We start from the raw sequence: 25,755 nt of genomic DNA, 5'->3' as shown, positions 1-25,755 counted from the left end.
GATGGGTCTCCGACGGTCAGGCGAGGTGGACGGGCAGGACGCTGAACAGGCGGTTCGCCGCGTGCAGTTCGACGGCGAGGTCCGCCGCCGGCAGGAGCGCGGCGGCCTCCCGGCGCGGGTCCGTGCCGTCGGCGCGAGCGAGGAGGTAGGCCAGGCAGGCGCCCAGCCAGGCGGGGGTGAACGTCGCGCGGGCCGGGTCGGCCCACGCCAGGTGCACGCAGCAGGCGGCGGCGTGCAGCCAGGCGTAGCGCTCCGCGAGGTCGACCGGGCCGGTGTCCCGGTCGGCGCCGGCGAGCTCGGCGGGGAGCCCGCCGACCGCGGTGACCAGCCGCGTGACCAGGTCCGCGGTGGTGAGTTCGCCGTCCGCCGTCAGCCGGGCGAGGACGTCCGGCGCGGTGTGCGGAAGGGCGGCGGTGACCGGGTCGTGGCCGCGGGCCGTCAGGTCCAGGCGGTCGGGGGCGTAGGGCGGGAGCGGGGCGGTCAGGTCGAAGACCGTGCGGACCTCCCGCACCGCGCGCTCCGCCCCTTCGCGGTCCTCCCCGCCGAAGTGCCGCAGCGACGGCAGCTGCGCGGCGAAGGCGCGCAGGTTCGCCAGGGTGCTCGTGTCGATCACCCGCACGATCGCCGCGTCCCGCTGGAGCTTCTGGAACAGGCCTCCGCCCGGGCCCTCGGTGCGCAGCACCGCCCGCGTCGCGAGGACCGTGCCGCAGCGGCGCAGGGCGTCCTCCGTGCTCTCCGCGACGACGTGCTTGGCCGCGCACCCCCAGACGCTGAACACCTCGGGGGCCACGTGGATCCCGCGCGCCGCGGCCAGCGCGACCGCGTCGGCGGCCAGCAGGGCGGCCGAGGCCACCGCCACCTCCCGCCGCGGGTACGGCGAGCGCAGCACGGTCGTACGGCCCACCCGCCGCCGCGCCGCGAAGTCCAGCGTCAGCCGCAGGGCCGTGTCGGCGCAGCCCAGGCTGCCCGCCATGGACATCACCCGGACCACCTGCTGGGCCTTCATCACCGACTCCAGCGCCTGGCCCTCGGCGCCGACCAGGGCGTCGGCCGGCACCGGGAAGCGGTCGAAGCGCAGGTGGGCGAAGTCGATGCCGCGCATCCCGCTCGCGGGCACGGCCGGGCTCCGCTCGTACCGCCCCGCCCCGTCGGGCAGGTCCAGCAGGACCGCCGAGAAGGCGCCCGGTCCGCGTTCACCGGTCCGCGCCACCAGGTACACCGCCTCGCAGCGCCGGCCGAGGCCCACCATCCACTTCTCGCCCGTCAGCTCCCAGCCGCCGTCCACCGGGGTCAGCCGGGCCGTGTTGGCCAGCAGGTCGCTGCCGTGGTCGGCCTCCGACAGGGCGAACCCGACCGCACCGCCGCGTGCCAATATCCCGGCCGCGTGCTTGCGCTGCTCGGGGGAGCCGTGCAGCGCCAGACAGGTGGCCGCCGTGATGCCGAACATCGTGCCCGGCATCACGTTCAGGTCCCGGCGGGCGGCCGTGCGCACCAGCAGCATGCTGTGCTCGAACGACACGAAGCGGCCGCCCCACTCCTCGGGGAGGTAGTCGAGGTGGAAGTCGGCCTCCCGCAGCGCGGCGCACAACTCTACGGGGAACGCGTCCTGTTCGTCGCGGGCGACGGCCGCGGCGAAACCGTACGGCCCGGCCTCGTCGTAGGGGTCGCCCAGCAGGCGCTCCAGTTCCTCGGGGCTCACCGGGCCCCCTCCAGGGTCGGCGCCTCCAGCGGCACCGGACGGTAGTCGGACACCGACGCCGGGAACCGCACGCCCGCCACCCGCAGCTGGGCCAGCCGGGTCTGGAAGGCGGCCCCGCGCATCAGGTGGTGGGCGACGTCGGCGACCCGGCGGTTGCCCGGCGCCTTCAGGTAGCTGGCGGTCACCCAGTCGTTGAAGGCGCCCATCGCCGGACCGCACCACACCTGGTAGTCCAGGACCCGGTCCGGGTCGCCGACCGTGGACCAGCGCGAGGCCATGCCCAGGTACCAGCGGAAGACCAGGGCCATGCGCCGCTTCGGGTTGTCCGCGGCCCGGGCCAGCTGCTCGGGGTCGCGGCGGCTGAAGTAGCCCACGCAGTCCTGCCAGACGTCGTCGAGCGGGCGGCGCAGGATCTGCTTCTCCAGCCGGGTCCGCTCCGCGTCGGGCAGCGCCTCCAGGCCGTCGTACGCCTGGTACAGCTCGTACAGGCGCTTGGCGCGCATCGGGAACAGGGTGCCCTTCTTCAGCACCTGGAGCTCCACGCCCATCTCGAACATGTCGGCCGCCGGCGCCATCTCGCAGTCGGCGATGCCGGCGTCCGCGAGCAGCGCCTTCGTCGCCTTCGACGCGCCGGACTCCACGCACGACTGGTTGACCGAGCCGGTCACCACGTACGCGGCGCCCATGGCGAACGCGCCCGCCACCGACGTGGGACAGCCCAGGCCGCCCGCCGCCCCGACCCGGATCGGCACGGGGTAGCGGTGCTCGCGCTGGACCGTGTCGCGCAGCCGCAGGATCGTCGGCAGCAGCGCGGTCAGCGGCCGGCGGTCGGTGTGGCCGCCGGAGTCGCCCTCCACGGTGATGTCGTCCGCCATCGGCACGTACTTGGCGAGGTCGGCCTGGTCCGCGGTGATCAGGCCCTGGTCGAGGAGCGCGCTGACCAGGGTGGCCGGGGCCGGCCGCATGAACCGCTCGGCGGTCTCCGGCCGGGACACCTTGGCGATCAGCCGGTGCTCGGCGACGACCGCGCCCGACGGGTCCCGGCGCAGTCCGCTGAGCCGGTACCGCACCACGTGCGGGCTGAGGTTCATGAACGCTGACGCCTCGACGCAGCGCACCCCGTGGCGCAGGAACAGCTCCACGGCCTCGCGCTCCAGGCGCTCCTCGCTCGGACTGTGGATCAGGTTCACCGCGTACGGCAGCCCCGGGATTTCGGCCGCGAACCGCACCAGGGCCTTCTCGATGGTCTCGGGCAGCAGTCCGGCCGCGCCGAAGGAGGCCAGGAAGCCCTCCCGGGCCAGCGCGACCACCAGGTCGGCGGAGGCGATGCCGCCGGCCATCGCGCCCGCCATGTAGGCGTGGCCGACACCGTGCGCGGCCAGGAACGCGGGCGAGCCGAGCGTGCGGGCCGGCAGCGCCGGGGCCGCCGCGAGCAGCGGCACGCCCGCGCCCGTGGTGGGCCCGCCGCCGGACACCGCGCCGACGCCGGACGGGGTGCGCACGACGAAGCAGGGCCGGTCGAGGTCGGCCAGGGCCTGGTAGATGCCCGCCGGGTCGGTGTGCGGGCCGCTCTCTCCGTGCCACCGCAGGGGAGTGGTCTGGGTCTGCATGACGGGGGTCGTCTCCTCGGGCCCGGTCAGGCCTGGTCGCGGGTGTCGTCGGGACGGACCTCGATGGCCACGTCGGTCAGCTCGTAGATGCGCAGGCCCGGCTTCCACAGGTCGGCGTCGGCGATCACGACCAGCCGGTCGCCGTCCCGGCGGACCTCCTTGACGTGCACGTCGAAGCGGAGTTCGCCGTCGTGGCGCAGGATCTGGCCGCGGTACTTCCAGCTCATCGGCACGTTCGTGGCGAGCGCGAACCGCGGCCGCTCGATGCCCTCGGCCAGGCCCTTCTCCAGCACGTACAGGCGCAGCGCCTGGAGGATCGCCTCCACGCCGAGCGAGCCGGGCATCACCGGGTCGCGGTGGAAGTGGCAGTCGAAGTACCACTCGTCGGGGCGGATGCTGCGCAGCCCGTGCAGGTAGCCCTTGCCGTGCCGGCCGCCGTCCTCGACCAGGTCGACGTGGTCGACGAGGTGGAAGTGACCGCCGGGCAGCCGCAGCTCGCCGCTGAACTGCGGCGCGTCGGCGGGCAGTTCGATCCGGCGGACGCCGGTGGGCGCCGCCTGCTCGATCCAGGGCGCCACGTACGTGCCGTTGTCCAGGCCGACCTGGTGGGCGAGGGCCGCCTCGCTGAAGTAGCCGAAGAGGGACTCGCCGGTGTAGAACACCTCGCCGTCGGCGGACAGTTCGTAGCGGAACTTCTGCAGGACGGCCCCCGTCACGGCGCTGGTCATCAGCAGCGTGGAGTGGTGGCGGACCGTCCTGCCGCGCAGGTCGATGTCCTTGACCAGGGTGGCCCGGCCGTCGAGGTTGCGGATGGAGTACTCGGTCTCCGGCTGCTTGAGGGTGGCGCCCAGGTAGTAGCCGAGCAGGATCGCCGCCTGGAGCGAGGTCTCCATGTACACGCAGTTCGGCATGTGCGGGTGGGAGTTCTCGGCGTAGTACCAGGCGTCGGCCGGCGAGTCGTACTCGGTGACCATCTCGGCGCCGGGCCTCAGGTCGCCGCGCGTGCCGTCCAGGCGCATGATGCGGTCGACGAACTGGAAGTCCCCGTTGGGGATGTAGGGCGCGCGGCTGTCGCGGTACACGTCGAACTCCGGGCCCATCGCGGTGCCCAGGTCGCCCTTGGCAGCGTGCGCGAGGTGCAGCTCGTTGATCATCGCGGGCTCGCCGGAGCGGTTGCGCCGCCCCAGGAACTCCGGGACACCGCCGAGCGGCGGCCGGTACGGGGTGCCCTCCTTCTCCCGGATCTGGATGCCGAAGTTGCGCATCCGGATCACCGGCTTGTCGCCGAGGTACACCAGGATGTCGGCGATCACGGAGGGACGCGGCAGCAGCGTCAGCTCCATGACCTCGATCTCGTAACGGATCTCGGAGTGCGCCGGCGTGATCTGGCCGCGCACCTGCACCTCCGTCTCCAGCCCGACGATCGTCTGGAAGCGGGCGTCGGGCAGCACCAGGTGCATGCCCTGGTGCAGCAGGTACGCCTGGAGGGTCTGCACCGCGCCTTCGGCGACCATCGAACCGGCCAGCACCGGGTCGTCCGGGAAGTGGCACTCGAAGTACCAGGCGTCCGGCTCCAGCCGCTTGTACGCGGTGATCGCGCCGAGGCCGCGCGGGCCGCCGGTGCGGTCGATCAGGATCTCGTCGACCATCCGCAGTCGCGCGTCCGGCAGCCGCAGCGCCGGGTTCAGGCCGGGGTCCTGCGCGTGGTGCGGCCCGAAGACGTCCCCCGGGCGCCCGTCGGCCAGCACTTCCAGGTCGGCCGCCGTCAAGTGGTTCCTGTCGGTGTGCGCCAGCGGCTTGAACCAGGTCTTCGTCAGCGCCGCCCGCTGCTGCCGCTCCTTCTCGGTGACGACCACCCCGAGCGGGGTGGCGAGTTCGGCCTCGGAGAAGAAGCCGGCGCAGGCGTCCTTGAGTTCGAGGATCAGCTCGCCGTCGGCGTAGCAGAGGTAGCTGAAGAAGAAGAGGGTGGTGTCGCCCTGGCGGACGAACCGGTTGATGGAGATGTCGTAGCGCAGGGTCTGGCCGGTGCGCGGCAGGTCGCCGTGGAAGACCAGCTTGCTGTCGAGCAGCCGGTAGACCCGCTCGCCCCGGTTGCGGAAGTCGATGCCCAGGTAGCTGATGAGCAGCAGGTCGCACTGCCCGGCCTCGATGGCGACCGCCGGCGGCACCCCGCCGTCGACCGCGTACCAGGCGTCCTCGGGGACGTCGTACTCGGTGCGGATGAACGACGGTTCGTACACCCCGGTCTCGGCCTCCAGGGCGGTGACCCGGGTGACGAAGTGGTACGGCGGCGCGGGCAGCCGGACCCGCTTGGCGTAGCCGTCGACCGGCGCGAACCCGGGCCCGAAGACGTCGGCGATGCGGCCGGTGGCGAAGGCGAGCAGCTGCTGCTCGTCCCAGATGACACCCGGGGTGCGGGCGGGGCCGGTGGGCGCCGGGCCCGTGGGTGCGTCGGGGGCGGGGGGCACGGGCGGTGCCGCCGGGGCCGCCGTCGCGTCCGGGGGAGCGGCGGCGGGCAGTGCGGGCTGCGGCGCGACGGGCGGGAGCGGCCGGGGCCCGGCGGGGAGGGGGCGCGGGGCCGGGGCCACGGTGGGCGCGGGCGCCGTCGCGCGCGGGTCGAGCAGCGCCTCCGCGCGGGCCAGGGTGTGCTCCTGGAGGACGCGCTGGGTCTCCATCACCACGGAGTGGGTGGCGACCATCTGCCGGCGCAGCTCCTGCACCAGGTCCGCGGCGGCGGTGCCGCCGGAGCGGGCGGGGCGCGGCGGTGCGGCCCCGGCGGCGGCCGCGGGACGGGGGCGGGTGCCGGACACGGCGAACCCGGAGGATGACGGGGAAGCGGGGGACACAGGGGTCACGGCGGACGACGGTCCGGCGGGCACGGCGGCCGCTCCCGGCTCCCGCGGGCCGCGCGGGCCACGGGGCTCCTGCGGTTCCGGTGTCCAGGGCAGGAACGCGATCGGCTCACCGTCGAAGGTGATGACCTCGGCGTCGTCGAGGGTCGGATCGGCGGGCATCGGGTCGGTTACCTCCAGCGGAACGGCCGCGACGGGGGCGGGCCGTGCGTCCTTGACGTCGACTGCGGCGCTCGCGGGCGCGGGTGCCGTACGGGCGGCCGGTGCGGCGGACACCGCGGCCGGTGCGGCGGCGGCCCGCGCGGCGACCCCGGCCGGGATCGGCGCGCCCCCGCCCACCGGCACCCGCAGCAGGGCCGGCCGGGCCTTCGGGGCCACCGGGTCCGGGCCGAGCAGCCCGGCCAGGTCGACCGGCAGTCCGTGCGCCGTGAGCCGGGCCGCGAGCTGGGCCACGGACCGGGCGGCCGGCACCCCGCGCCGGTCCACGGGGACGGCGACGTGCTCGGCGTCCCCGAGGGTGTCGCGCACCCAGCGGGTGCAGGTCGCGCCGGGGCCCACCTCGACGAAGTAGCGGAAGCCCCGGTCGTGAGCGGTGCGCACCAGGCGCGGGAAGTCGATCGTGCCGCGCAGGGTGTGCGCGATGCGGCGGGCCACCTCGGCGCGGTCCAGGGTGTCCACGGTGTCGTAGTCGTAGGCGCTGAGCAGCTCCAGGCCGCCCGGCGAGCCCGTGGGGTGGTCGTTGAGCTCGGCGAGGCCCGCCAGCTCCCCGTCCACCACCGGGCAGTGCATGACCGACCCGACGGGTGAGCGGGCCGACGGGCAGCCCAGCTCCTCGATCAGCGCCCGGCACTGGACCGGGTCACCGGCGACGACCGCCTCGGTGGGCGTGTTGACGTGGGTGAGGAACACCCGGTCGTAGCGGGCGAGCGCCTCGGTGATCCGGTCCGCGGACTCCAGCAGCACGAAGCTGCCCCACACCGCCGCGTCCGGGGTGTCCTCCGGCAGGCCCCACAGCTCGCGCACCGTGCGGCGCGGGCCGGTCAGCCGGTCGCGGAACAGCGGGGTCGCGCTGATCCGGTCGTCGCGGCGCGCCGAGCGCAGCCAGCCGCCGGTCGCGAACAGCATGCTCGACTCGCCGAGGCTGTAGCCGAACGCGCCGTGCGCCGGCACGCCCAGCAGCTCGCGGACCAGGTCCGTGTAGAGGACGGCGAACGTGGTGCCGGTGGCGAGCATGAACGGGACGTCCTCGCCCAGTTCGCCCTCCAGCGCCATCAACGCCCGCCGGTCCAGGGCCTCCTGGGAGCGGGGGTAGAGCTGCGCGGCACGGAACATCCGGTCGGGGTCGGTGGCCTCCGCCTCGAACCGGGTGAGCAGCGAGGGGAACGCCCGGAAGAGGTCCTGCCCCAGCCCCGGGTAGGAGTTGAAGGCACCCGGGTAGACGAGCGCCACCTTGCCCTGCGGCCCGATCGGCCGCGGGGCGAAGCAACTGCCCGCCGGTGTGGTCCACTCCTCGCCCCGGGCGTACGCGTCCGCCAGGTGACGGGTCGCCAGCTCCAGCTGCTCAGCCAGTTGTTGAGCGTCCCGGCCGACGAGCACCACCCGCAGCGCGCTGCCCGGCAGCCGCTCGGCCGCGGCGCGGGCCAGTCGGTAGGGATCGGCGCCGCGCTCCAGCAGCTCCTGGTGCCCGGCGACCTCGGCGAGCAGCCCGTCCACGTCTGCCGCGCCGAGCGCCAGCAGCACCGGGGCGCCGGCCCGCCGCCAGTCGGACGGCACGAGGTCCCCGCGGGTGCGCTCGGCGGACAGCACCACGTGACCGTGGGCGCCGTCGGAGCCGATCACGCTGACCGCGGCGTACCGCCGTTCGTCGTTGCCGCCGCGCAGCCAGGGCCGCGAGGCGTCCGGCACGTGGAAGGCGGAGGCCGCGAAGTGGCCGGCCAGCTCCGGGTCCGGCCGCCGCCAGCCGGGTACGCCCGGCAGGTAGCCGTGGTGCAGGCACAGCACCGCCCGCAGCAGCCCGGCCATCGCCGACGCGGCCTGGGCGTCGCCCACCTGCGCCTTGGCGCTGCCCAGTGCGACCGCCCCGGACCCGGCCGGGTACACGCGGGCCAGACCGGCCAGCTCGGCCGCGTCCTGCGCCTGCGTACCGCCCGCGTGGGCCTCCAGGTAACCGACGTGCGCCGGCCCGATCCCGGCCTCGGCCAGGGCCTGCCCGGCCGCCTCCGCGAGCGTCGCCGCGTCCGCCTCCGGCAGCACGCCGTCGACGGGGGCGCAGTGCCGTACGGCGACGGAGTCGATCCGCGCGTACACCCGGCGCCGCACCTCACCCGCGCGGGTGACGACGACCGCGCCCGCGCCCTCGCCGATCCGGCGGCCCCGCTGCCCCTCGCCGAAGCTGAGGCCCGCACCGGCGACCGGGGCGGCGCCGCGCAGCAGCAGGTGTTCGGGGGAGCCCGCCAGGTCGACGGCGCCGACCAGCACCGCCTCCACCGTCTCGTCCAGCAGCAGCAGCCGGGCGATCTCGAGCGCCTCGGCGGTGCCCGCGCCGTCGGAGGAGACCGTGAACGACGGCCCGGTCAGGTTCCACAGCGAGGAGATGCGGCTCGCCATGATGTTGCCGATGTAGCTGAGCACCTCGTTGGCGACGATCGGCTCGTGCACCGCGTCGCGCGTGGCGGCGGCCAGCGCGGCCCGCTGCTCGTCGGTCAGTTCGAGACCGGCCTCGGCGTAGGCGCGGCGCAGGAAGTCGCCCAGGCCGTGCCGGGCCAGGTGCAGGTGGGCGCTCGGCTCGATCTCCATCGCCACCACGACCGCGACCCGCCGCGGCGCGGGCGCCTTCTGCCCGGCCGGCACGCGCCGGTCGTAGCCCGCGTCGCGCAGCGCCTCGTCGGCGACCTTGGACATCAGGGCGTGCTGGAGGTTGTAGTTGCGCAGGTCGGCGGGCGGGATGCGGTGGTCCGCCGGGTCCACGTCCACCCGGTCCACGAACGCGCCCTCGGGCAGCCGGTCGCGGTCCAGGCCGGCCCGCTGAAGGGTGCCGCCGGCCGTGTCCTCCAGGCCCCGCCAGCGGTGCTCGGGCAGCGGCCGGAACGCGTCCGAGCCGTCGTACAGGGCGCGTTCGAAGGCCGCGGCCGAGTCGAGGGTGCCGAAGTGGGCGCCCATGCCGACCACGTCCAGCGCGGGCGGCTCGACGGGCTCCTCCCCGGGCGCCCCGCCCGGCGAGGAGGGCTGCGGGGAGGGCTGCTGGGAGAGCACCACGTGCGCGTTGGTGCCGCCGAAGCCGAAGGCGGACACCGCGGCGCGCCGCGGACCCGGCCGCTCGTCGGGCCAGGGACGCGCGGCCCGCACCAGCGGCAGGTCCGCCGCGAGCGGCTCCTCGACGCCGATCGTCGGGGGCACCTGCCCGTGCGCCATCGACAGGATCACCTTCAGCAGGCTGCTCAGGCCCGCCACGGTCAGCAGGTGCCCGAGGTTGCCCTTCACCGAGCCCAGCGGCGGCACCCCGCCGCGCGGCCCGAACCAGGACGCGACCGACTCGGCCTCCGTGCCGTCGCCGATCGGCGTACCGGTGGCGTGGCACTCCAGGTAGTCGACCTCGTCCGGCCCGAACCCGGCCCGCGCGTAGGCCAGTTCGTACGAGCCGAGCTGGCCCGACGGGTTAGGCACCAGCAGGTGGCGGCCGGCGCCGTCGTTGGACAGTCCGATACCGTCGACGACCGCGTAGATCCGGTCCCCGTCCGCGAGCGCGTCCGCCAGCCGCCGCACCGCGACCATGCCGGCGCCCTGTCCGGTGAGGATGCCGGTCGAGCGGGCGTCGAAGGGCTGGCTGACGTCGTTGTCCGGGTAGGCGTGCAGGTCGGAGAACGACAGGTGGATCAGTGTCGGGTCGGGCGCGCACACCCCGCCCGCCAGCATCAGGTCGGCCTGCCCGGCCGCCAGGTGGTCGCAGGCCAGCTTCAGGGCGTACAGCGCGGAGGAGCAGGCGGCGTCCAGCGCGTAGCGGGGGCCGCCCAGGCCCAGCGCGGCGGCCGTGATGCGGGCCGGTGCGCCGCTGACCCGGGCGTCGGCGGGGTGCACCGCCGACGGGTCGAGCAGCGGTGCCGGCGCGGGCGCCGGGTGCCCGGCGCGCCGTACGCCGTCCAGGACCGCCTCGTGGACCAGCGGCAGGCTGATCCGCGCGGAGGCGGGCGTCGGGAAGGAGTAGTCGCCGATCACCAGGCCGGTGCGGGCGGTGAGGCCCGGGCGGCCGGCGTGGCCGCTGTCGCGCAGCGCCTCGCGGGCCACGTGCAACGACCAGTGGAAGACCCGGTCCAGGCCGGCGAGGTCACCGGCGTCCAGCAGGAACCCGGTGGGGTCGAAGTCGAATCCGGTGACGAAACCGCCCCGCAGGCAGGTGATGGCGTGCGCGGGGTCCGCGTCGCGCGGGTCGGGCGCCGGACCGAAGACGTCCGGGCCGCCCTCCCGGCGGCTGTCGACGCCGTCGCGCAGGTTGCTCCAGAACGCGTCGGGAGTGTCCGCCCCGGGAAACAGGCAGGAGATCCCGACGATCGCGAACTTGCTCATTGGCAGCTGTCTCCTCGCTTCTTGTGCTCGTTCGCCCGCGGGGCGCCCCGGCCGGTGCCGGGGGCCGCCGGTGCCGGGCCCGTCGGACCCGTGCACCCGCGCCCCCGGCACCGGGGCGTCCCGTCCGGCTCACTCGCGAGTCGGCTCAGCGGCCCGCGAACTTCGCGGCCAGCTGCGGGGTGGACACCAGGGACACGCCGGAGAACCGGGCCAGCACCCGCCCGTCGGCCGCGCAGGCCGTCACGGTGAGCGTGGCGCCCGTGCCGTTCACCGACACCGGCTCCGCCACCACCAGGAACGGCTCGCCGTCCGGCAGCGCCTCGAACAGCTCGACGTCCGCCACGCCCATCGGCAGGCTCGCCGTGTCCCGGTGCTGGCGCATCCACACCAGCGCGGCCTGCAGCAGCAGGTCGGCGGTGCCGGGCGCGTACCGCTCGGAGGCCAACGCCCCGCCCTGTGGCCGGTGTTCGGTCAGCGCGCACTCCACGACCAGGCGCGACTCGGCCGACTCCAGCACCCGGCGCAGCCCGCGCAGCGACGGACCGTGGAACAGCGTGCCGTCCTCGTACAGCCCCCGCGCGTCACGGCCACCGCCGAGCGCCGGCAGCCCGGAGACCTGTACGGTCCCCTCGGCCGCGGCACCCCACTGCACCCGCGCCGCGTAGTGCGGCCGTACGGTGCCGTCGGCGCCCTCGGACACGATCCGCACGTCGGCCTCGGCACCGTCCGGCGTCGGGTCGACCGCCAGCCGGAACCGGGCGCCCTCCAGACCGCCGTCGAACACGACGCCCTTGTGCACGGTGAAGTCCCGCACCCGCGCGACCGTCCGGCCCGTCAGCCGTTCGACGGCACCGGCGGCCCAGCCCAGGGCCGCCGCGGCGGGCAGCACCGGGGCGTCACCGATGACGTGGTCGGCGACCAGCGGCTCGGCCGCCAGGGCGTGCAGGTCCCGCTCCAGCACGGCCGCGGCCGCGGGGGCGGTGTCCTCGCGCACCGACAGGGGCGTCGTCGGACCGAGGACCGTCACCACGTCACCGGACCGCTCCGGGGCGAACTGCTCGGCGAACAGCCGGGTTCCGGTGTCCTCGGGGATCAGCGCGATGCCCCGCTCCTCGAACACCGCCTTGATCTGCGGCGACACCATGCCGGAGTCCCAGGCGCCCCAGTTGAGCGAGGAGACGTGCGCCCCGGGGTGCCGGCCCTTGAAGGACGTGGCCCAGGCGTTGAGCACCTCGTTGGCCATGGCGTAGTCGGACTGGCCCCGGTTGCCGAAGAACCCGGCGACCGAGGAGAACAGCACCACGTGGCGCAGCCGTCCGGCCTCCAGCGCGGCAACCACCGAGCGCAGGCCGCCGAGCTTCACGGAGAAGACCCGGTCGATCTCGGCCGCCTTCTTCGCGGCGATCAGCTGGTCGGCGAGGACCCCGGCGCCGTGCACCAGACCGGTGATCCGCTCCCGGTACGGGGCGAGCGCGGCGGCCGTCGCGGCGGCGTCCGTGATGTCCACGGCCAGGTACGCGACCTCGCTGCCGGCCGCGCGGATCTCGGCCAGCGTCCGGCGCACCTCGCGCTCGCCGACGACCGCGCCGTAGAGCTGCTCGACGCGCTTCGGGGTCGGCTTCTCGCCCGAGGCCTTCAGGTGCGCCACGGCGGCGGCCTTCAGCGCGGCCACGTCCGTCAGGCCGTGCGCCCACGCGGGCTCCTCGCCCAGCGCGGTCCGGCCGAGGAGCAGCAGGCCGGGGCGGTGGGCCCGGGCGAGGGCGGCGGCGCAGCGGGCGGTGATGCCGCGCCCGCCGCCGGTCACCACGAGCAGGTCGTCCGCGCTGAGGGCGGCGCCGGTCGCGGCGGGCGCCTCGGCGCCGGGGGTGAGGGCGACCCGGCGGCGGCCGTCCCGGCCCACCTGCACCGGGGCCGGGGCCGCGTCCTGCGCCTCCTGAAGGACCAGCTCCGCCGCCTCGGCGGCACCGAGCCCGGGGGCCAGGTCGACCGCGCGGCAGAACAGCTCCGGTGCCTCCACGGCGAGGGTCTTGACCAGACCGCCGACGCCACCGGCGGGCACCGCGTCCTCCTCGACCCCGGTCAGGCCGAACGAGCCGTCGAGCCGGGTGACCGTGACGAAGGCGGCCCGGTGACCGGCCCGCGCGGCGGACGTCAGCGGCGCGACCAGGTGCTTGGCGACCAGCAGCGTGTGCGCGAGCCGGCGGGTCCCCTCGGCCCACGGCAGCCCGTCCGCGGCGGCGAACACCACCGCGAGGTGAACCTTCTCGTCGCCCAGCTCCTCCAGGCGCGAGGACAGTTCGGTGGCGCCCCAGCCGGCGAGCGGCAGGTCCGTGGCGCCCTCGACGCGCTGCGGGACACCCGGCAGCCGCAACGCCCGCACCTGCCAGCCGGCCGCGGCGAGCCGGGCCGCCGTGGCCCCGGCGACCTCGCTGCCGTCGTCCACGACGAGCGCGGTCGCGCCCTGCGGGTAGGCGTCCACGAGACGGTCGGGGAGGGGCAGGTCGACCAGACCGGCGTGACCGCGGCCGATGGGGGACGGGGCGGGGGCGGGGGCGGCGGTGGAGGGCTCGGCGGGGGTGTTCGGGGCGTTGGTCGGGGTGGTGGTGAGGCCGGTGACGAAGTCGGCTATGTCGGCGAGGGTGCGGAGTTCGGCGAGTTGTTCGGGGCCGACGGGGGTGGGGCTGGGGAACTGTTCCTGGAGGACGCCCATGATTTCGACGCGCTTGATGGAGTCGATGCCGAGGTCGGCTTCGACGTCCATGGCGAGGTCGAGCATGTCGGCGGGGTAGCCGGTCTTCTGGGCGACGATGTCGAGCAGGGCGGCGGTGACGTCGGCGGGGGAGGCGGTGGAGGTGGCCGGCGCGGGGGTGGCCGCGGGCTCGTGCGCCGCGTCCGCCGGGCCACTGCCCCCGAGCTCCAGCACGAAGCCCACGATCTCGTTCAGGGTGCGGAGTTCGGCGAGTTGTTCGGGGCCGACGGGGGTGGGGCTGGGGAACTGTTCCTGGAGGACGCCCATGATCTCGACGCGCTTGATGGAGTCGATGCCGAGGTCGGCCTCGACGTCCATGCCGAGGTCCAGCATGTCGGCCGGGTAGCCGGTCTTCTGCGCCACGATGCCGAGCAGCGCGGAGGTGACGTCGGCGGTGCTGAAGCCGGCCCGCGCGGGGGCGGCCGTCGCGGTGGCGGTCGCGCCGACGGTGACCGGGGCCGCGGCGGCGTGCGGAGCCCGCGCGGTCGAGCCGCCGAGGCTCAGCACGAAGTCCACGATCTCACCGAGCGTGCGCAGTTCACCGAGTTGTTCGGGACCGACGGGGGTGGGGCTGGGGAACTGTTCCTGCAGCACGCCCATGATCTCGACGCGCTTGATGGAGTCGATGCCCAAGTCCGCCTCCACGTCCATGCCGAGGTCGAGCATTTCCGCCGGGTAGCCGGTCTTCTGCGACACGACGTCGAGCAGGGCGGCGGCGACCTCGTCGGCCGAGGCGCCCGTCACCGACGTGCCGTTGTCGGGGCGCGCGCCGTCGGACGGGCCCTGGGGGGCGGCCGGGGAGACCGGCGCCGAGGGGGACTGCGGGGTCACGGCCTCGGGACGGGCCGAGGGGGCCGGAGCCGCGGTGGCGGGGGCCACCGGCGCGATCGGGGCCGCCTGCTCCACCGGCGCCGGCGGAGCGGCGGGAACGGCCGGGGTGACCGGAGTGCCCGGGGCCGGCAGCGCGGCCGGTGCCGCGGGGGCCTCCTGGACGGCCGGGGCCACGGGCGCGGCCTCCGTCAGCGCGCCGATCTCCAGCGCGGCCATCTCCCGCAGGATCTCGTTGGCCCGCAGGTGCGTGCGGCCGATGGCCAGCCCGTGCTCCTTGACCGAGGCCACACCGGGGAGCACCGCGTCGACGCGGTCCTGCTCGTCGGCGCGCTCCAGCAGGCCCATCATGCGCTGGGCGCTGGCCAGTTGGCCGTGCAGGTAGTCGTCGTGGAGCGCCAGGTGGTCGGCGATCAGCGAGGAGAGCCGATCGGGCGCGGGGGTGGGCTGTTCGTCTTCCACGAGTTCGCTCTCCAGTACGTCGGCGGAGGCGGCGTGCGCCGCGGGGGCCGGGGCCGGCGCGCGCTCCGGTCGCTGGGTGACGACGGCCGTCACCAGGGGCTGGGCGGTGGTCCCGGCCGGCGCCGGGGCGGGCACGGCGACCTCGACGGAGGGCGCGGGCCGCTCGGCGACGGGGGCGGGCGGGACGGTCGCGGGGGTACCGGAGCCGGGCAGGGCGGGGGTCCCCGGGCCGGAGGCGCCGACGGGCGCGGGGGAACCGGCAGCCGCAGGCAGGTGGGCGGGCCGCTCGATCCGGTAGCCGTTCTCCAGCGCGTCCCGATAGGCGGCCCGGCGGGCCTCCGGCACGTGGTTGATGCCGTTGAGCGGCACGGTCATGCCCTTGACGGGCTCCTCGGCCGGCGGCTCGGCGACATAGCGGTCGGTGGTCGCCAAGGGCAGCCCCAGGACCGCCAGTTCGGCCACCGCGCGCTTCAGCGTCAGGTCGGCGTCGCCCTCGCTGCCCGGGTCCAGCCGGACCGCGAAGTGCTCGCGCTCGCCGAGGATGCGGTCGACCAGCTTGGTCAGCACGTTCTTCGGGCCGAACTCGACGAACGTGCGGAAGCCCGCCGCGTACATCTCCTCGACCCGCTCGGCGAACTCCACCGGCTCGACCAACTGCCCCACCAGGGTGCGACGGTTGGCCTCGACGTCCGAACCGTACGACGCCCCGGGCGAGTTGGCGTAGACCGGACGGCGCGGCTCGCGGATCTCGGCGTCCGCGACGGCGCGTCCGAACGCCTCGACCGCGTGCCCCACGAACGGCGTGTGGAAGGCCGCCGAGACCGGCAGCCGCAGCGCGCGCACGCCCGCCTCACCGGCGGCGGCGACGAAGCGCTCGACGGCGTCGGTGGCGCCGCCGACCACGATCTGGTCCGGGGCGTTGCGGTTGCAGACCACCAACTCGGCGAAGCCCGCGAGCAGTTCCTCGACCCGCTCGGGGGAGGCGGTGACCGCGGCCATGGCGCCCGGGTCGAAGCCGCTCTGCGCGGGCGGGGCCATCGCCGCGCCCCGGGCCCGGGCCAGCGCGAAGTAGGTGGCGTCGTCGAGGGCGCCGGCCGCCCACAGCGCGGCCAGCTCGCCGAAGCTGTGCCCGAGGAACCCGTCGGCGTCGAAGCCGAGTTCGGTCAGGTAGCGGTAGTGGCCGGCGGCCAGCGCGCCGATCGCGGGCTGCGCGTACTCGGTGCGGCGCAGCGCGCCCTCCTGGGCGGTGCGCGTCGCCTCGTCGAACGCGGGCGGCGGGAACGCCACCCGGGACAGCGGGAGTCCGTCCTCCCCGAAGGCGGCGTTGGCGGCGTCGAAGGCGGCGCGCAGCGGGGGCAGCGCGAGCACGGCGGTACGGCCCGGCTCGACGTACTGGCTGCCCTGGCCGGCGAACAGCGCGGCGACCTTGCCGGTGGGCGCGGCGGCGGCGCGGAAGTGGATGCCCTTGGGGTGCGACCAGGCGTCCGCCGTCGGCCGGGCGCGCAACTGGGCCACGGCCAGGGCGCGCAGCTCGGCGAGCTCGGCCTCGGACCGGGCGACGAGCGCGAGCCGCGGGTGTCCCGCAGGGGCGGGCGTGGTGCGCGGTGCGGCGCCCTCCTCGACGGCCCGTGCCAGCGCGTCCACGTCGGGTTCGTGCCACAGGTGCACCCGGCTCACCGGGAACATCACCCGCAGGTCGTCGCCGTCGCCGTGCTCCTCCAGGACGACGTGGAAGTTGGTGCCGCCGAAGCCGAACGACGACACCGCCGCCCGGCGTCGCGGCCGGCGCGGGTCGCGGATCCAGGGGCGGGTGCGGGAGCTGACGTAGAAGGGGCTGTTCTCCCAGTCGATCGCCGGGTTGGGCCGCTCGACGTTGATGGTCGGCGGGAGCAGCTTGTGGTGCAGGGCCAGCGCCAGCTTGATCATGCCGGCCGCACCGGCGGCCGCCTTGGTGTGCCCGATCTGCGACTTGACGCTGCCGACCGCCGCGTACTGCTTCTCCTCGCCGCTCTCGGACACCACCGCCGACAGCGCCGACAGCTCGGTCGCCTCACCGACCGCGGTGCCCGTGCCGTGCGCCTCGAACAGCTCGATGGAGTCGGGGGAGACGTCGGCGTCCTCGTAGGCCCGGCGCAAAGCCGTCATCTGCCCTTCCTTGCGCGGCGCGTAGATCGACTTGAACCGGCCGTCGCTGGAGGAGCCGATGCCGCGCAGGACGGCGTAGATCCGGTTGCCGTCCCGCTCGGCGTCGGACAGGCGGCGCAGCGCCAGCATGCCGATGCCCTCGCCGATGAGCGTGCCGTCGGCGTCCGCGTCGAACGGGCGGATCAGCCCGGACTTGGAGAACGCGGGCGTCTTGCTGAAGCACAGGTACATGAAGATGGTGTTCTCGGCGTCGCAGCCGCCCACCAGCATCGTGTCCGCGCGGCGCTCCAGCAGGTCGCTCACCGCGGCCTTGACCGCGCCCAGGGAGCTGGCGCAGGCCGCGTCGATCGTCATGTTCGTGCCGCCGAGGTCGAGTCGGTTGGCGATGCGGCCGGCCACGACGTTGCCCAGCATGCCGGGGAAGGAGTTCTCCTCCCAGGGGGCGAAGGCCAGCTTGAACTTCTCCGCGATCTCCTCGGCGTCCCGTTCGGTGAGGCCGCAGGAGCGCACGACCTCCTTGAGGACCGGGGTCTGCAGCCGGGCCGACAGCGGCTGGGTGAGCTGGTTGGCGCCGGTCACGCCCAGGACGACGCCGGTGCGCGAGGCGTCGTACCAGTCCTGGTCGGCGCCCGCGTCCTTGAGCAGGTCACGGGCGACGACCAGGCTGAGCAGCTGCAGGACGTCGGTGACCTCGAGGGTGTTGGGCGGCAGCCCGAACTCCAGCGGGTTGAACGGGACGGTGGGGATGAAACCGCCGCGCTTGGAGTACGTCTTGTCGGGCGCGGAGGGGTCGGAGTCGTAGTGCTCCGACACGTCCCAGTGGGTCGCGGGGACGTCCTCGATGCAGTCGGCGGCGGAGACCACGTTCGCCCAGAACTCGCGCAGGTCGCGCGACTTGGGGTACAGGGCGGACAGGCCGACGATCGCGATCGGGTCGCGGGCCAGCCGGCGGTCGAGGTCGGATGCGTGCGAAGCGTTCACGGCGAGGCTCTCTTGGTCGGACGGCGGGACCGGTGACGGTCCCTGGTCGGTTCGGGGCCCTGCGGGTGACGCGCAAGGGTGAACGGGCCGGCGCCCCACCCGGCTGACCGTGCCTGTACGGCACCGGTACCGGTGTCGGGCGCCGCCCATGACGGACGACGATCTGCGCGGACGCGGTCCCACGGGGGACCGGCCCTGCGGGTGCCGGCGGGTTCGGCGTGGCGGCCGGGGACCGCCGTGCGGGCGGAACCGGCGTGACGGTCGGAGAGCCACGGGCCCTGCCCGGCGAGGCCCACCGGGCCCGGGGCCCTCCGACCGGCGGATGACCCCCGCCCCCGCCCCGCCCCACAGGGCGGTCGGCGCGCGACCCCGCGGACGGCTACGCGCCCCGCAGCAGCCGGGCGATCGTGTCCACCGCGTCAGGGTGGTCGAGCATCGTGTAGTGGTCGCCCGGGCACAGGTGCACGGTCAGGCCGTGCGGCGCGAGCGGCAGCCAGCCGAGCGTGTCGTCGCCCGGGACCAGACTGCGCTCGGCCTTGACCAGCACCACGGGCAGGGGAGCGGGGGCGGCCCGGTGGGGCGCGGTGAGCCGGTTGTTGCGCAACAGCCCGTCGACGTAGGTGTCGTAGAGCTTGCGCAGCCCCGGCAGCGGGGTGTCGGGCAGCAGCGCGCCGGAGGCGACCGCGGCGTCCAGGACGACCGGGAGCCCGTCGTCGACCGACCGGCCGTCCAGCGCGCCGGGGGCGAGCCGGACCGGGCGGCCGCGCTTGGCACCCAGGTACATGCTGAACCAGTCGAGCAGCAGCCCCGGTTCCAGCGCGTCGTCGGGCTGCTTGTACTCCTCGGTGGGCGCGATGCTGTCGAGCAGCACGAGCCGCGCCGGACGCCGCTCGGCCGGCAGCGCGTCGGCCATCGCCACGGCCAGCACACCGCCGAACGACCAGCCCGCGAGGGTGTACGGGCCCGGTGGCGGTTCCACGGCCGCGAGCAGCCGCTCGGCCAGCCCCGCCACGGTCGTCGCCGCCCGGCCCCCGGTCAGTGCCGCCTCGGCGTACTCCGGGACCGCGCCCAGGTCGAGCACGGTCAGCCCGTCGCCCTCCGGGAGCGCCCCGGCCAGTGCCCGGTACACCGTGGGGGCCAGGGCCCCGGGGTGGACGAAGAAGACCGTGCGCCCGTCGGGTGCGGCGTCCCGGAACCGCCGGACCACCGGGGGACGCAGCTCACGCGGCGGCCGCACGCTGCGTGCTCTCCTCGGCCAGGTACGCGGCCAGGTCCTTGACGGTCGGGTGGTACCAGAGCGTGGTGGTGCTCAGCTCGAAGCCCAGCCAGTTCTCCAACTCGCCCGCCAGGATGAGCGCCTCGGTGGAGTCCAGGTCCAGCTCGTCGAAGTACACCTCGCGGGAGACCTCGGAGGGGTCCACGCCGAGCCGGTGGGCGATCTTCTCGATCAGCCAGGTCTCGGCCTCGTCGGGGGTCACTGCGGCCATGATGCGTCGTCCTTCCCGGGGGCGCGGCGGAGCCGGCCCCGAACCGTGCGAATGGTGGTGCCCGCACACCGCGCGGCGAGGGCCTGCGGCGGGGGTCACGGCACGCCGGGGGAAGCCCGGCCGAGGGCTTTCGGCCGGACCGGCGCGCGGAACCGGAATCCGTGAGTTCCGGGGCGGGAAAAGGGGCGGGGAACGCGGCGATGCTCCGTTTTCCGGGAATCGCGGCACCCCGACGGAAATAACAACTCGTCAGTAGGTCATACGCTGTACGGTCGATCCTCGTCGATCGATGGATTGGTCCGGACTTGTGGGCCCACACGTCTGCTGTGCCGTCGGAGTGGTCGCCCGAAGCACGCAGGCCACAGTCTTGCCATCGGGCCGAATCCCGAACAACCGCCCTTCCGAAGAGTGGAAAGAATTCCGTGTTACGGCCGTCGGGCGCATGCGGCCCCGCAGGAAGGGCAGATGACTGGGTCCCGCTCGCCCGCCGACCGCCCCACGGCGTGCCCGCCGCCCGCCCCACGGCGTGGCCGTCCCCGCCCGGCTACCGCGCCTGGGCTGCCCGTGCCTCACGCCGGAAGGCCCCCGGCGTCATGTTGACCCGGCGGGTGAAGAACTTGCCGAAGTTCGTGACCTCGGAGAACCCCAGCCGCCGCGCTATCGCCCCGATGGGCAGGTCGGTGTGACCGAGCAGCCGGCGCGCCTCCAGGGCGACCCGGGAGTCGATCACGTCCTTGGCGGAGGTGCCGGCGACGGCGCGACAGGCCCGGGACAGGGCGCGCGTACTGCAGTTGAGGGCGGCGGCGTAGTCCTCCACGAGCCGGGTGACGGCGTAGGAGCGGTCGAGTTCGCGGCGGAACCTCAGGAACAGCTCGCCCTGTTCACCGCTGACGGCGGCGCCCGGCTCCTTGTGGCGCCGGCGGCACATCTGGTCGATGTGCAGCATGGCGACGGCCAGCAGGTGCTTGAGCAGTTCCTCGCCCAGGCCCTGGTCGGGCCGCTGGAACTCCTCCCGTAGCAGGCTCACCACCCGCCGGAAGGCGAGGAGTTCGGAGCCGTAGAGCTGCCAGTGCGTGGGGCGCAGCACGTCGTCGAGCATGCCGACGCGGGCGCTCAGGTGCAGGGGGAAGGTCTCGGTGAACATGATGACGTCGGCGTCCATGTCCGTCCGGGGGGAGAACTCGATCACCTGGTTGGGCCGGGTCCAGACCAGGGTGCCGGGGTGGCACTCGAAGCGGCTGGAGTCGACGGCGAAGCTGCCGGACCCCGAGGTGACCACGAGGATCTGGTGGAAGTCGAGGCGGTGGGGCGAGGCGAGGGAGGGCACCGAACCCTGGTCGCGCAACTCCCGCAGGGTCGTCATCGCGAGGTCGAGACCGGAACGCCAGGCCGGGACGTAGGGGAACACGGGCAGGGGTAACGATGCGAAATCGACCATGGGCGTTCCGGAATCGACCTTTCATTGGCCACTTGAGGCTTCAATGATAGGGGTGGTCGCCCGAATACAGCTCGAATCCGGAGGCAGCACGCACACCTGACAGCACCACTGTGAACGTGAAGGTGAAGGGAATCTGAACGGGATGACCACTCCCCACTCCGCCCCGCCGGAGCGCTCAGTCGTCGACCGGACGCTCAGCATCCTCGGCGCCTTCGACCGGGACAACCGCACCCTGTCACTCAGCGACATCAGCAGGCGCTCGGGACTGCCCGTCGCCACCGTCCACCGCATCGTGAACAAACTCCACGGCTGGGGCGCCCTGGAGAGATCCGCGGAGGGCGGCTACAGCATCGGGCTGCGCCTGTGGGAGACGGCGGTCCTCGCGCCGCGCGCCTCCACGCTGGCCGAAACGGCCCAGCCCTACCTCATCGGCCTGCAACGGCAGACCGGGGGCGTCGCGACCGTCGCCGTCCGGGACGGCCGCGAGGCCGTGTGCCTCACCTTCGTCTCCAGCGACCCCGACCCCGGCCCCTACGACGCTCCGGGGCGCCGGGTGCCGCTGCACGCCACCGCCCTGGGCCTGACCCTGCTGGCCCACGCCGGTTCACTGGCGCAGCACGAGGTGTGCGCGGGCCCGTTGCGGGCCTACACCCCGAAGACGGTCACCGACGGCCCGACGCTCACCCGGTGCCTCGCCAAGGTGCGGCGGGAGGGCAGCGCGCTGGTGCACGGCGCGTTCGCCCCGGGCCGCGGCGGCTTCGCCGTCCCGGTGCGGGATGCCCGGGGCGCGGTGGTCGCGGCGGTCGGCGTCATCGGCCCCGTCCCCCTCGTCCAGCCGGCCAAGGTCGCCGGACCCGTCCACGCGGCGGCCACGATGATCTCCCGTGCCATGCGGACGGAGGGCGCCCGACTGGCCGAGCTGGGCGCGTGACGGGCACCGTGACCGGGCCCCGCCGTGGCGCGCCCGGTCAGAAGCGGGGCGTCGTCTCGTAGCGGGGCCCCAGGTCCGGGCGGTCGCTGCCGGCCAGCTCCGTGGCCCTGCGGTGCACCCGGACCAGGTCGTGCAGCAGCCGGCGGGTGGCGTCCTCGGCGAGGCCCGCCCGCCGGGCGATCTCCTCCAAGTGGACGGCCTCACCGCCCCGTTCCTCCTCCGCGGCGGTCAGCGCCCCGAGGACCTGCTCGTGCCGGTCGGTCCAGTCGATGTGCCCGGGGCCGGCGTCGTCCGGTGGCGCCACGAGCGCCGCCGGGTCCATCAGCTCGCCGTCCGTCGTCCTGCGCACCACGCACACTCCATTCGTCGTGGGTCCGGCGCTCCGGACAGGGGGTCACCGGGCACCGGGTCGGGTAGGAGTGGACCGGGTAACCACATGCGCCCCGGTATTCACCCGGACAGGACAGGCGGACGACGATGACGGACCCCGGCAGATCCACGGACCCCGACGGCGGATCCCCGGGCCCGGCCGCCGGCCGCACCGGCGCCCCGCCGCGGGACCGTGCGCTCCAGGTGGAGACCCACGGCCTCGACGTCATCGCCGAGAGCGAGCGCAAGGGCGGCCCGCGCACGCTGTTCTGGCCCTGGTTCGGGGCGAACGTCTCGGTGTTCGGCATCGGTTACGGCGCGTTCGCCCTGGGCTTCGGCATCTCCTTCCGGCAGGCCCTGCTCGCCTCCGTGCTCGGCATCGTCTTCTCGTTCCTGCTCTGCGGCCTCGTCGCCGTCGCGGGCAAGCGCGGCTCCGCACCGACGATGGTCCTCAGCCGCGCCGCGTACGGCGTGCGCGGCAACCGGCTGCCCGCGGCGCTCTCCTGGATGCTCACCGTCGGCTGGGAGACCGTCCTCGTCGCGCTCGCCTCGCTCGCCACGGCCACCGTGTTCGACCGGCTCGGCTGGGGCGGCGGCACCGGCACGAAGGCCGCCGCGCTGGTCGTGGTGGGCGCACTCACCGTCGTCGGCGGGGTGATGGGCTTCGACCTGATCATGCGTCTGCAGACGGTCATCACCGTGGTCACCGGCGTGCTGACGCTCGTCTACGTCGGCCTCGTCGCCGACCACGTCCACACCGGCGCGGTCACCGCGATCCCCGACGGCTCCGCCCAGGAATTCGTCGGCGCACTGGTGTTCATGATGACCGGCTTCGGCCTCGGCTGGGTCAACGCGGCCGCCGACTACTCCCGTTACCTGCCGCGCTCCGCCTCCGGGGCCGGCGTGGTCGGCTGGACGACCTTCGGCGCGAGCGTCGCCCCGCTGCTGCTGACCGTCTTCGGCCTGCTGCTCGCGGGCTCCTCCGAACAGCTCGCCACGGCCGTCGCGGCCGACCCGGTCGGCGCGCTCACCACGATCCTGCCGACCTGGTTCCTGGTGCCGTTCGCGGTGGTCGCCGTGCTCGGCCTGGTCGGCGGCGCGGTCCTCGACATCTACTCCTCCGGCCTCGCCCTGCTCTCCGCGGGGCTGCGCGTCCCGCGCCCGCTCGCCGCGCTGGTCGACGGTGTGCTGATGATCGCCGGATCGCTGTACATCGTGTTCGTCGCCGACGACTTCCTCGGCCCGTTCACCGGCTTCCTGACCACCCTCGGCGTGCCCGTCGCCGCCTGGTGCGGCATCGTCCTCGCCGACCTCCTCCTGCGCCGCCGCGACTACGACGAGGCCGACCTCTACCGGCCCCGCGGCCGCTACGGCGACGTCCCCGCCCTGCCGCTGCTGCTCACCCTGGCCGCCACCGCCCTCGGCTGGGGACTGGTCGCCAACGCCTCCGCCGACTGGCTGACCTGGCAGGGCTACCTGCTCGGCCCCCTCGGCCTCGGCGGCAGGGACGGCTCCTGGGCCTACGCCAACCTCGGCGTCCTCGCCGCCCTGGCCCTCGGCTTCCTCGGCACCCTGGCCCTGGGCCGGCACCGGGTGCGCGCCCAGGAGGCGCAGGGCGCGAGGGAGGTGTCCGTGTGACCGGCGCCCCGGCCCACCTGGCCGTCATCGACATGCAGCACGTCTTCGCCGACCCGGCGAGCCCCTGGGCGGCCCCCCGTTACGCGGAGGCGGCGGCGGGCGTACGACGGCTGCTGCCGGCATTCGCCGACCGGGTCACCTTCACCCGCTTCCTGGCCCCGGCCGAGCCCACCGGGGCCTGGCGCGCCTACTACGCCCGGTGGGCGTTCGCCCGGCAGCCGCCGGACGCGCCCCTGTGGCGGCTCACGGACGAGTTCGCCGCCGTGGCCCGGGACGTGCTGGACGCGTCGGCCTTCGGCAAGTGGGGCCCGCCGCTCGCCGAGCGGGTGGTCCCGGGACAGCGGCTGGTGCTCGCCGGGGTCAGCACCGACTGCTGCGTGCTGTCCACGGCGCTGGCGGCCGCCGACGCGGGCGTCGAGGTCCTGGTGGCCGCGGACGCCTGCGCCGGCGCGGACGACGCCTCGCACGCCCGGGCGCTGGAGGTGATGGACCTGTACCGTCCGCTGGTCCGGGTCACCGACGTGGCGGAGCTGCTGGCCGGAGCCGACCGGCCGACCGGGTGTGCGGGGGATCGGCGGCCGCGCTCCTGAATGATCCGTGCCGTCCCGGGTACGCGAGGCCGGATGACATCCGGACGGCCTGGTTCCGGACCCGGCCGCAGGACCGCCTCCACCAGGAAGACCTGCCATGGACACACCCGCCAACAACTTTTCCCCCGCCCGGCGGGCGCTGGACGCGCTGGCCAAGGACGCCGAGGACCCCACCGCACTGGACACGCTCGCCCACAGCGAGGTGCTGGTGCCGGTGCCCGACGACACCACCGACGAGGACGCCTCCGACCCGACCGCGGTCGCCCTGCCGGTGCTGGAGCAGCCCGGCAGCGCACCCGTGGTGCCGGTCTTCACCTCCGAGGGGGAGATGACCGAGCTGCTGCCCTACGTCTCCCGCTACCGGCTGATCCCGCTGGGCGCCCTCGCCGAGCAGTGGCCCGAGGGCGAGCTGTCGCTCACCATAGACGCGGCCGGCGACCACGGGCTGACCCTCACCTCGGAGGGAGTGCGCACCCTCCTGGTCCGCTGACCCTGCGCGAGCGGCCCGTCAGAGCCCCGGGGGCCGCTCCCGCAGCGTGCGTTCCAGGACGCCCCGCTGCAGGGGCAGCACCTCGTCGTGCAGCTCGCGGCCCCTGCGGGTGAGGGCGACCCACACCCCGCGCCGGTCCTCCGCGCACACCGAGCGCTCGACCAGGCCCTCCTTCTCCAGCCGGCCGATCAGCCGGGACAGCGCGCTCTGGCTGAGGTGCACCCGCCCGACCAGGTTCTGCACCCGGCACTGGTCGCCCTCGCGGGGCGTCTCGGAGGCGAGGATGTCGAGCACCTCGAAGTCGCTCGCCCCCAGGCCGTGCGGGTGCAGTACGCGGTCGATCTCGCACATCGTGCGCGCGTGCACCGACAGGATGTCCCGCCACTGTTCCTCGAGGCCCGCCCCGGCCGTCGTTGCTCCCATACACCCGACGGTAACACCGTTCCGGGCATTTGTTGCGTGTGCAACTAGTGTGGGTGCGGGACAACTGAAGGACCGGTTCCGCCCGGCTCAGGCGACCGGGTCCTGGAGCAGCCCGATCAGGTTGCCGTCGGTGTCCTTCACCGACGCGATCAGCCGGCCGTTGCCCACGTCCTGGGCGTCCTGCAGCAGCTCGGCGCCGCCCTCCAGCAGCGCCGCCAGGCGGTCCCTGAGGTCGGTGACGTGCCAGTAGGGGACCGGGCCCGTCATGCCCTTGGCGTGCCCGTGGGGGTCGAGGCCCACGTCCTGCCCGGCGGCCTTGAAGCCGACGTAGTACGGCTCGTCGGCGTACGGCTCGACGCCGAGCAGCGCACGGAACAGCTCCCGGGCGCGGTCGCGGTCCTTGACGGGGTAGATGATCGTCTGGACGCCGGTGGTGGTCATGGCGTGCTCCTTCGTCCCTGCGGGGAACCGGCCGCGGCGGCCGGTGGTCCCCACGCTAGGCA

The 25,755-nt window shown here is 74.8% G+C and carries 14 protein-coding genes; 4 read left to right on the top strand and 10 right to left on the bottom strand.

Annotated features, from left to right (window positions below):
• Nucleotides 1-16 precede the first annotated feature (16 nt).
• From E4U91_RS04135 to E4U91_RS04105, 7 genes are all read right to left on the bottom strand, one after another.
• Nucleotides 17-1,699: an acyl-CoA dehydrogenase family protein gene (locus E4U91_RS04135; protein WP_137305274.1), complete on the bottom strand. Its 1,683-nt coding sequence runs from the start codon at nt 1,697-1,699 to the stop codon at nt 17-19.
• Nucleotides 1,696-3,309, bottom strand: a complete 1,614-nt coding sequence (locus tag E4U91_RS04130; RefSeq protein WP_137305273.1) for a PfaD family polyunsaturated fatty acid/polyketide biosynthesis protein — start codon at nt 3,307-3,309, stop codon at nt 1,696-1,698. Before E4U91_RS04130 ends, E4U91_RS04135 begins: the two co-directional genes overlap by 4 nt.
• Before the next feature lie 26 nt (nt 3,310-3,335).
• A complete protein-coding gene (locus E4U91_RS04125) occupies nt 3,336-10,721 on the bottom strand; it encodes a beta-ketoacyl synthase N-terminal-like domain-containing protein (protein WP_137305272.1) in 7,386 nt (2,461 codons plus the stop codon).
• Between the two features lie 145 nt (nt 10,722-10,866).
• A complete protein-coding gene (locus E4U91_RS04120) occupies nt 10,867-17,886 on the bottom strand; it encodes a type I polyketide synthase (RefSeq protein ID WP_137305271.1) in 7,020 nt (2,339 codons plus the stop codon).
• Nucleotides 17,887-18,265: 379 nt separating this feature from the next.
• A complete protein-coding gene (locus E4U91_RS04115) occupies nt 18,266-19,123 on the bottom strand; it encodes an alpha/beta fold hydrolase (protein ID WP_137305270.1) in 858 nt (285 codons plus the stop codon).
• Nucleotides 19,107-19,373 carry an acyl carrier protein gene (locus E4U91_RS04110; protein ID WP_067227881.1) on the bottom strand — a complete coding sequence of 89 codons (267 nt, stop codon included), beginning with the start codon at nt 19,371-19,373 and terminating at the stop codon, nt 19,107-19,109. Before E4U91_RS04110 ends, E4U91_RS04115 begins: the two co-directional genes overlap by 17 nt.
• Before the next feature lie 544 nt (nt 19,374-19,917).
• A complete protein-coding gene (locus E4U91_RS04105; protein ID WP_137305269.1) occupies nt 19,918-20,811 on the bottom strand; it encodes an AraC family transcriptional regulator in 894 nt (297 codons plus the stop codon).
• Nucleotides 20,812-20,953: 142 nt separating this feature from the next.
• Here E4U91_RS04105 and E4U91_RS04100 point away from each other — a divergent pair, with 142 nt between their 5' ends.
• Nucleotides 20,954-21,742, top strand: coding sequence for an IclR family transcriptional regulator (locus tag E4U91_RS04100; RefSeq protein ID WP_137305268.1), 789 nt, complete (start codon nt 20,954-20,956; stop codon nt 21,740-21,742).
• Between the two features lie 37 nt (nt 21,743-21,779).
• Here the strand turns inward: E4U91_RS04100 and E4U91_RS04095 are convergent, their stop codons facing one another.
• On the bottom strand, nt 21,780-22,094 hold the full coding sequence (locus tag E4U91_RS04095) for a helix-turn-helix domain-containing protein (RefSeq protein WP_206666901.1): 315 nt from the start codon (nt 22,092-22,094) through the stop codon (nt 21,780-21,782).
• 125 nt (nt 22,095-22,219) lie between these two features.
• On the opposite strand from E4U91_RS04095, the gene E4U91_RS04090 reads away from it, so the two are divergent.
• From E4U91_RS04090 to E4U91_RS04080, 3 genes are all read left to right on the top strand, one after another.
• Complete coding sequence (locus E4U91_RS04090; RefSeq protein WP_137305266.1) at nt 22,220-23,749, top strand: purine-cytosine permease family protein; 1,530 nt, start codon at nt 22,220-22,222, stop codon at nt 23,747-23,749.
• On the top strand, nt 23,746-24,339 hold the full coding sequence (locus tag E4U91_RS04085; RefSeq protein ID WP_338326661.1) for an isochorismatase family protein: 594 nt from the start codon (nt 23,746-23,748) through the stop codon (nt 24,337-24,339). Before E4U91_RS04090 ends, E4U91_RS04085 begins: the two co-directional genes overlap by 4 nt.
• 97 nt (nt 24,340-24,436) lie before the next feature.
• Nucleotides 24,437-24,829 carry an SseB family protein gene (locus E4U91_RS04080; protein ID WP_137305265.1) on the top strand — a complete coding sequence of 131 codons (393 nt, stop codon included), beginning with the start codon at nt 24,437-24,439 and terminating at the stop codon, nt 24,827-24,829.
• Between the two features lie 18 nt (nt 24,830-24,847).
• On the opposite strand, the gene E4U91_RS04075 is transcribed toward E4U91_RS04080, so the two are convergent.
• Nucleotides 24,848-25,252 (bottom strand): MarR family winged helix-turn-helix transcriptional regulator, encoded by a 405-nt coding sequence (locus tag E4U91_RS04075; RefSeq protein WP_137305264.1) that lies wholly within the window; start codon nt 25,250-25,252, stop codon nt 24,848-24,850.
• A gap of 87 nt (nt 25,253-25,339) precedes the next feature.
• Nucleotides 25,340-25,693, bottom strand: coding sequence for a VOC family protein (locus tag E4U91_RS04070; RefSeq protein WP_137305263.1), 354 nt, complete (start codon nt 25,691-25,693; stop codon nt 25,340-25,342).
• Nucleotides 25,694-25,755: the final 62 nt, after the last annotated feature.

Origin of the sequence: Streptomyces lasalocidi, assembly GCF_005280215.1 — a bacterium.
In the GTDB taxonomy this organism is placed as follows: domain Bacteria; phylum Actinomycetota; class Actinomycetes; order Streptomycetales; family Streptomycetaceae; genus Streptomyces; species Streptomyces longwoodensis.
Note: the sequence above shows the minus strand (reverse complement) of the source record. Positions and strands in the feature narration are given on the sequence as shown.

Bases quoted from the DNA above. Each gene is read 5' to 3' on its own strand.
- E4U91_RS04130 (WP_137305273.1), bottom strand. From the start codon at position 3,309: ATGCAGACCCAGACCACTCCCCTGCGGTGGCACGGAGAGAGCGGCCCG.
- E4U91_RS04100 (WP_137305268.1), top strand. From the start codon at position 20,954: ATGACCACTCCCCACTCCGCCCCGCCGGAGCGCTCAGTCGTCGACCGG.
- E4U91_RS04080 (WP_137305265.1), top strand. From the start codon at position 24,437: ATGGACACACCCGCCAACAACTTTTCCCCCGCCCGGCGGGCGCTGGAC.
- E4U91_RS04070 (WP_137305263.1), bottom strand. From the start codon at position 25,693: ATGACCACCACCGGCGTCCAGACGATCATCTACCCCGTCAAGGACCGC.
- E4U91_RS04125 (WP_137305272.1), bottom strand. From the start codon at position 10,721: ATGAGCAAGTTCGCGATCGTCGGGATCTCCTGCCTGTTTCCCGGGGCG.
- E4U91_RS04090 (WP_137305266.1), top strand. From the start codon at position 22,220: ATGACGGACCCCGGCAGATCCACGGACCCCGACGGCGGATCCCCGGGC.
- E4U91_RS04075 (WP_137305264.1), bottom strand. From the start codon at position 25,252: ATGGGAGCAACGACGGCCGGGGCGGGCCTCGAGGAACAGTGGCGGGAC.
- E4U91_RS04105 (WP_137305269.1), bottom strand. From the start codon at position 20,811: ATGGTCGATTTCGCATCGTTACCCCTGCCCGTGTTCCCCTACGTCCCG.
- E4U91_RS04110 (WP_067227881.1), bottom strand. From the start codon at position 19,373: ATGGCCGCAGTGACCCCCGACGAGGCCGAGACCTGGCTGATCGAGAAG.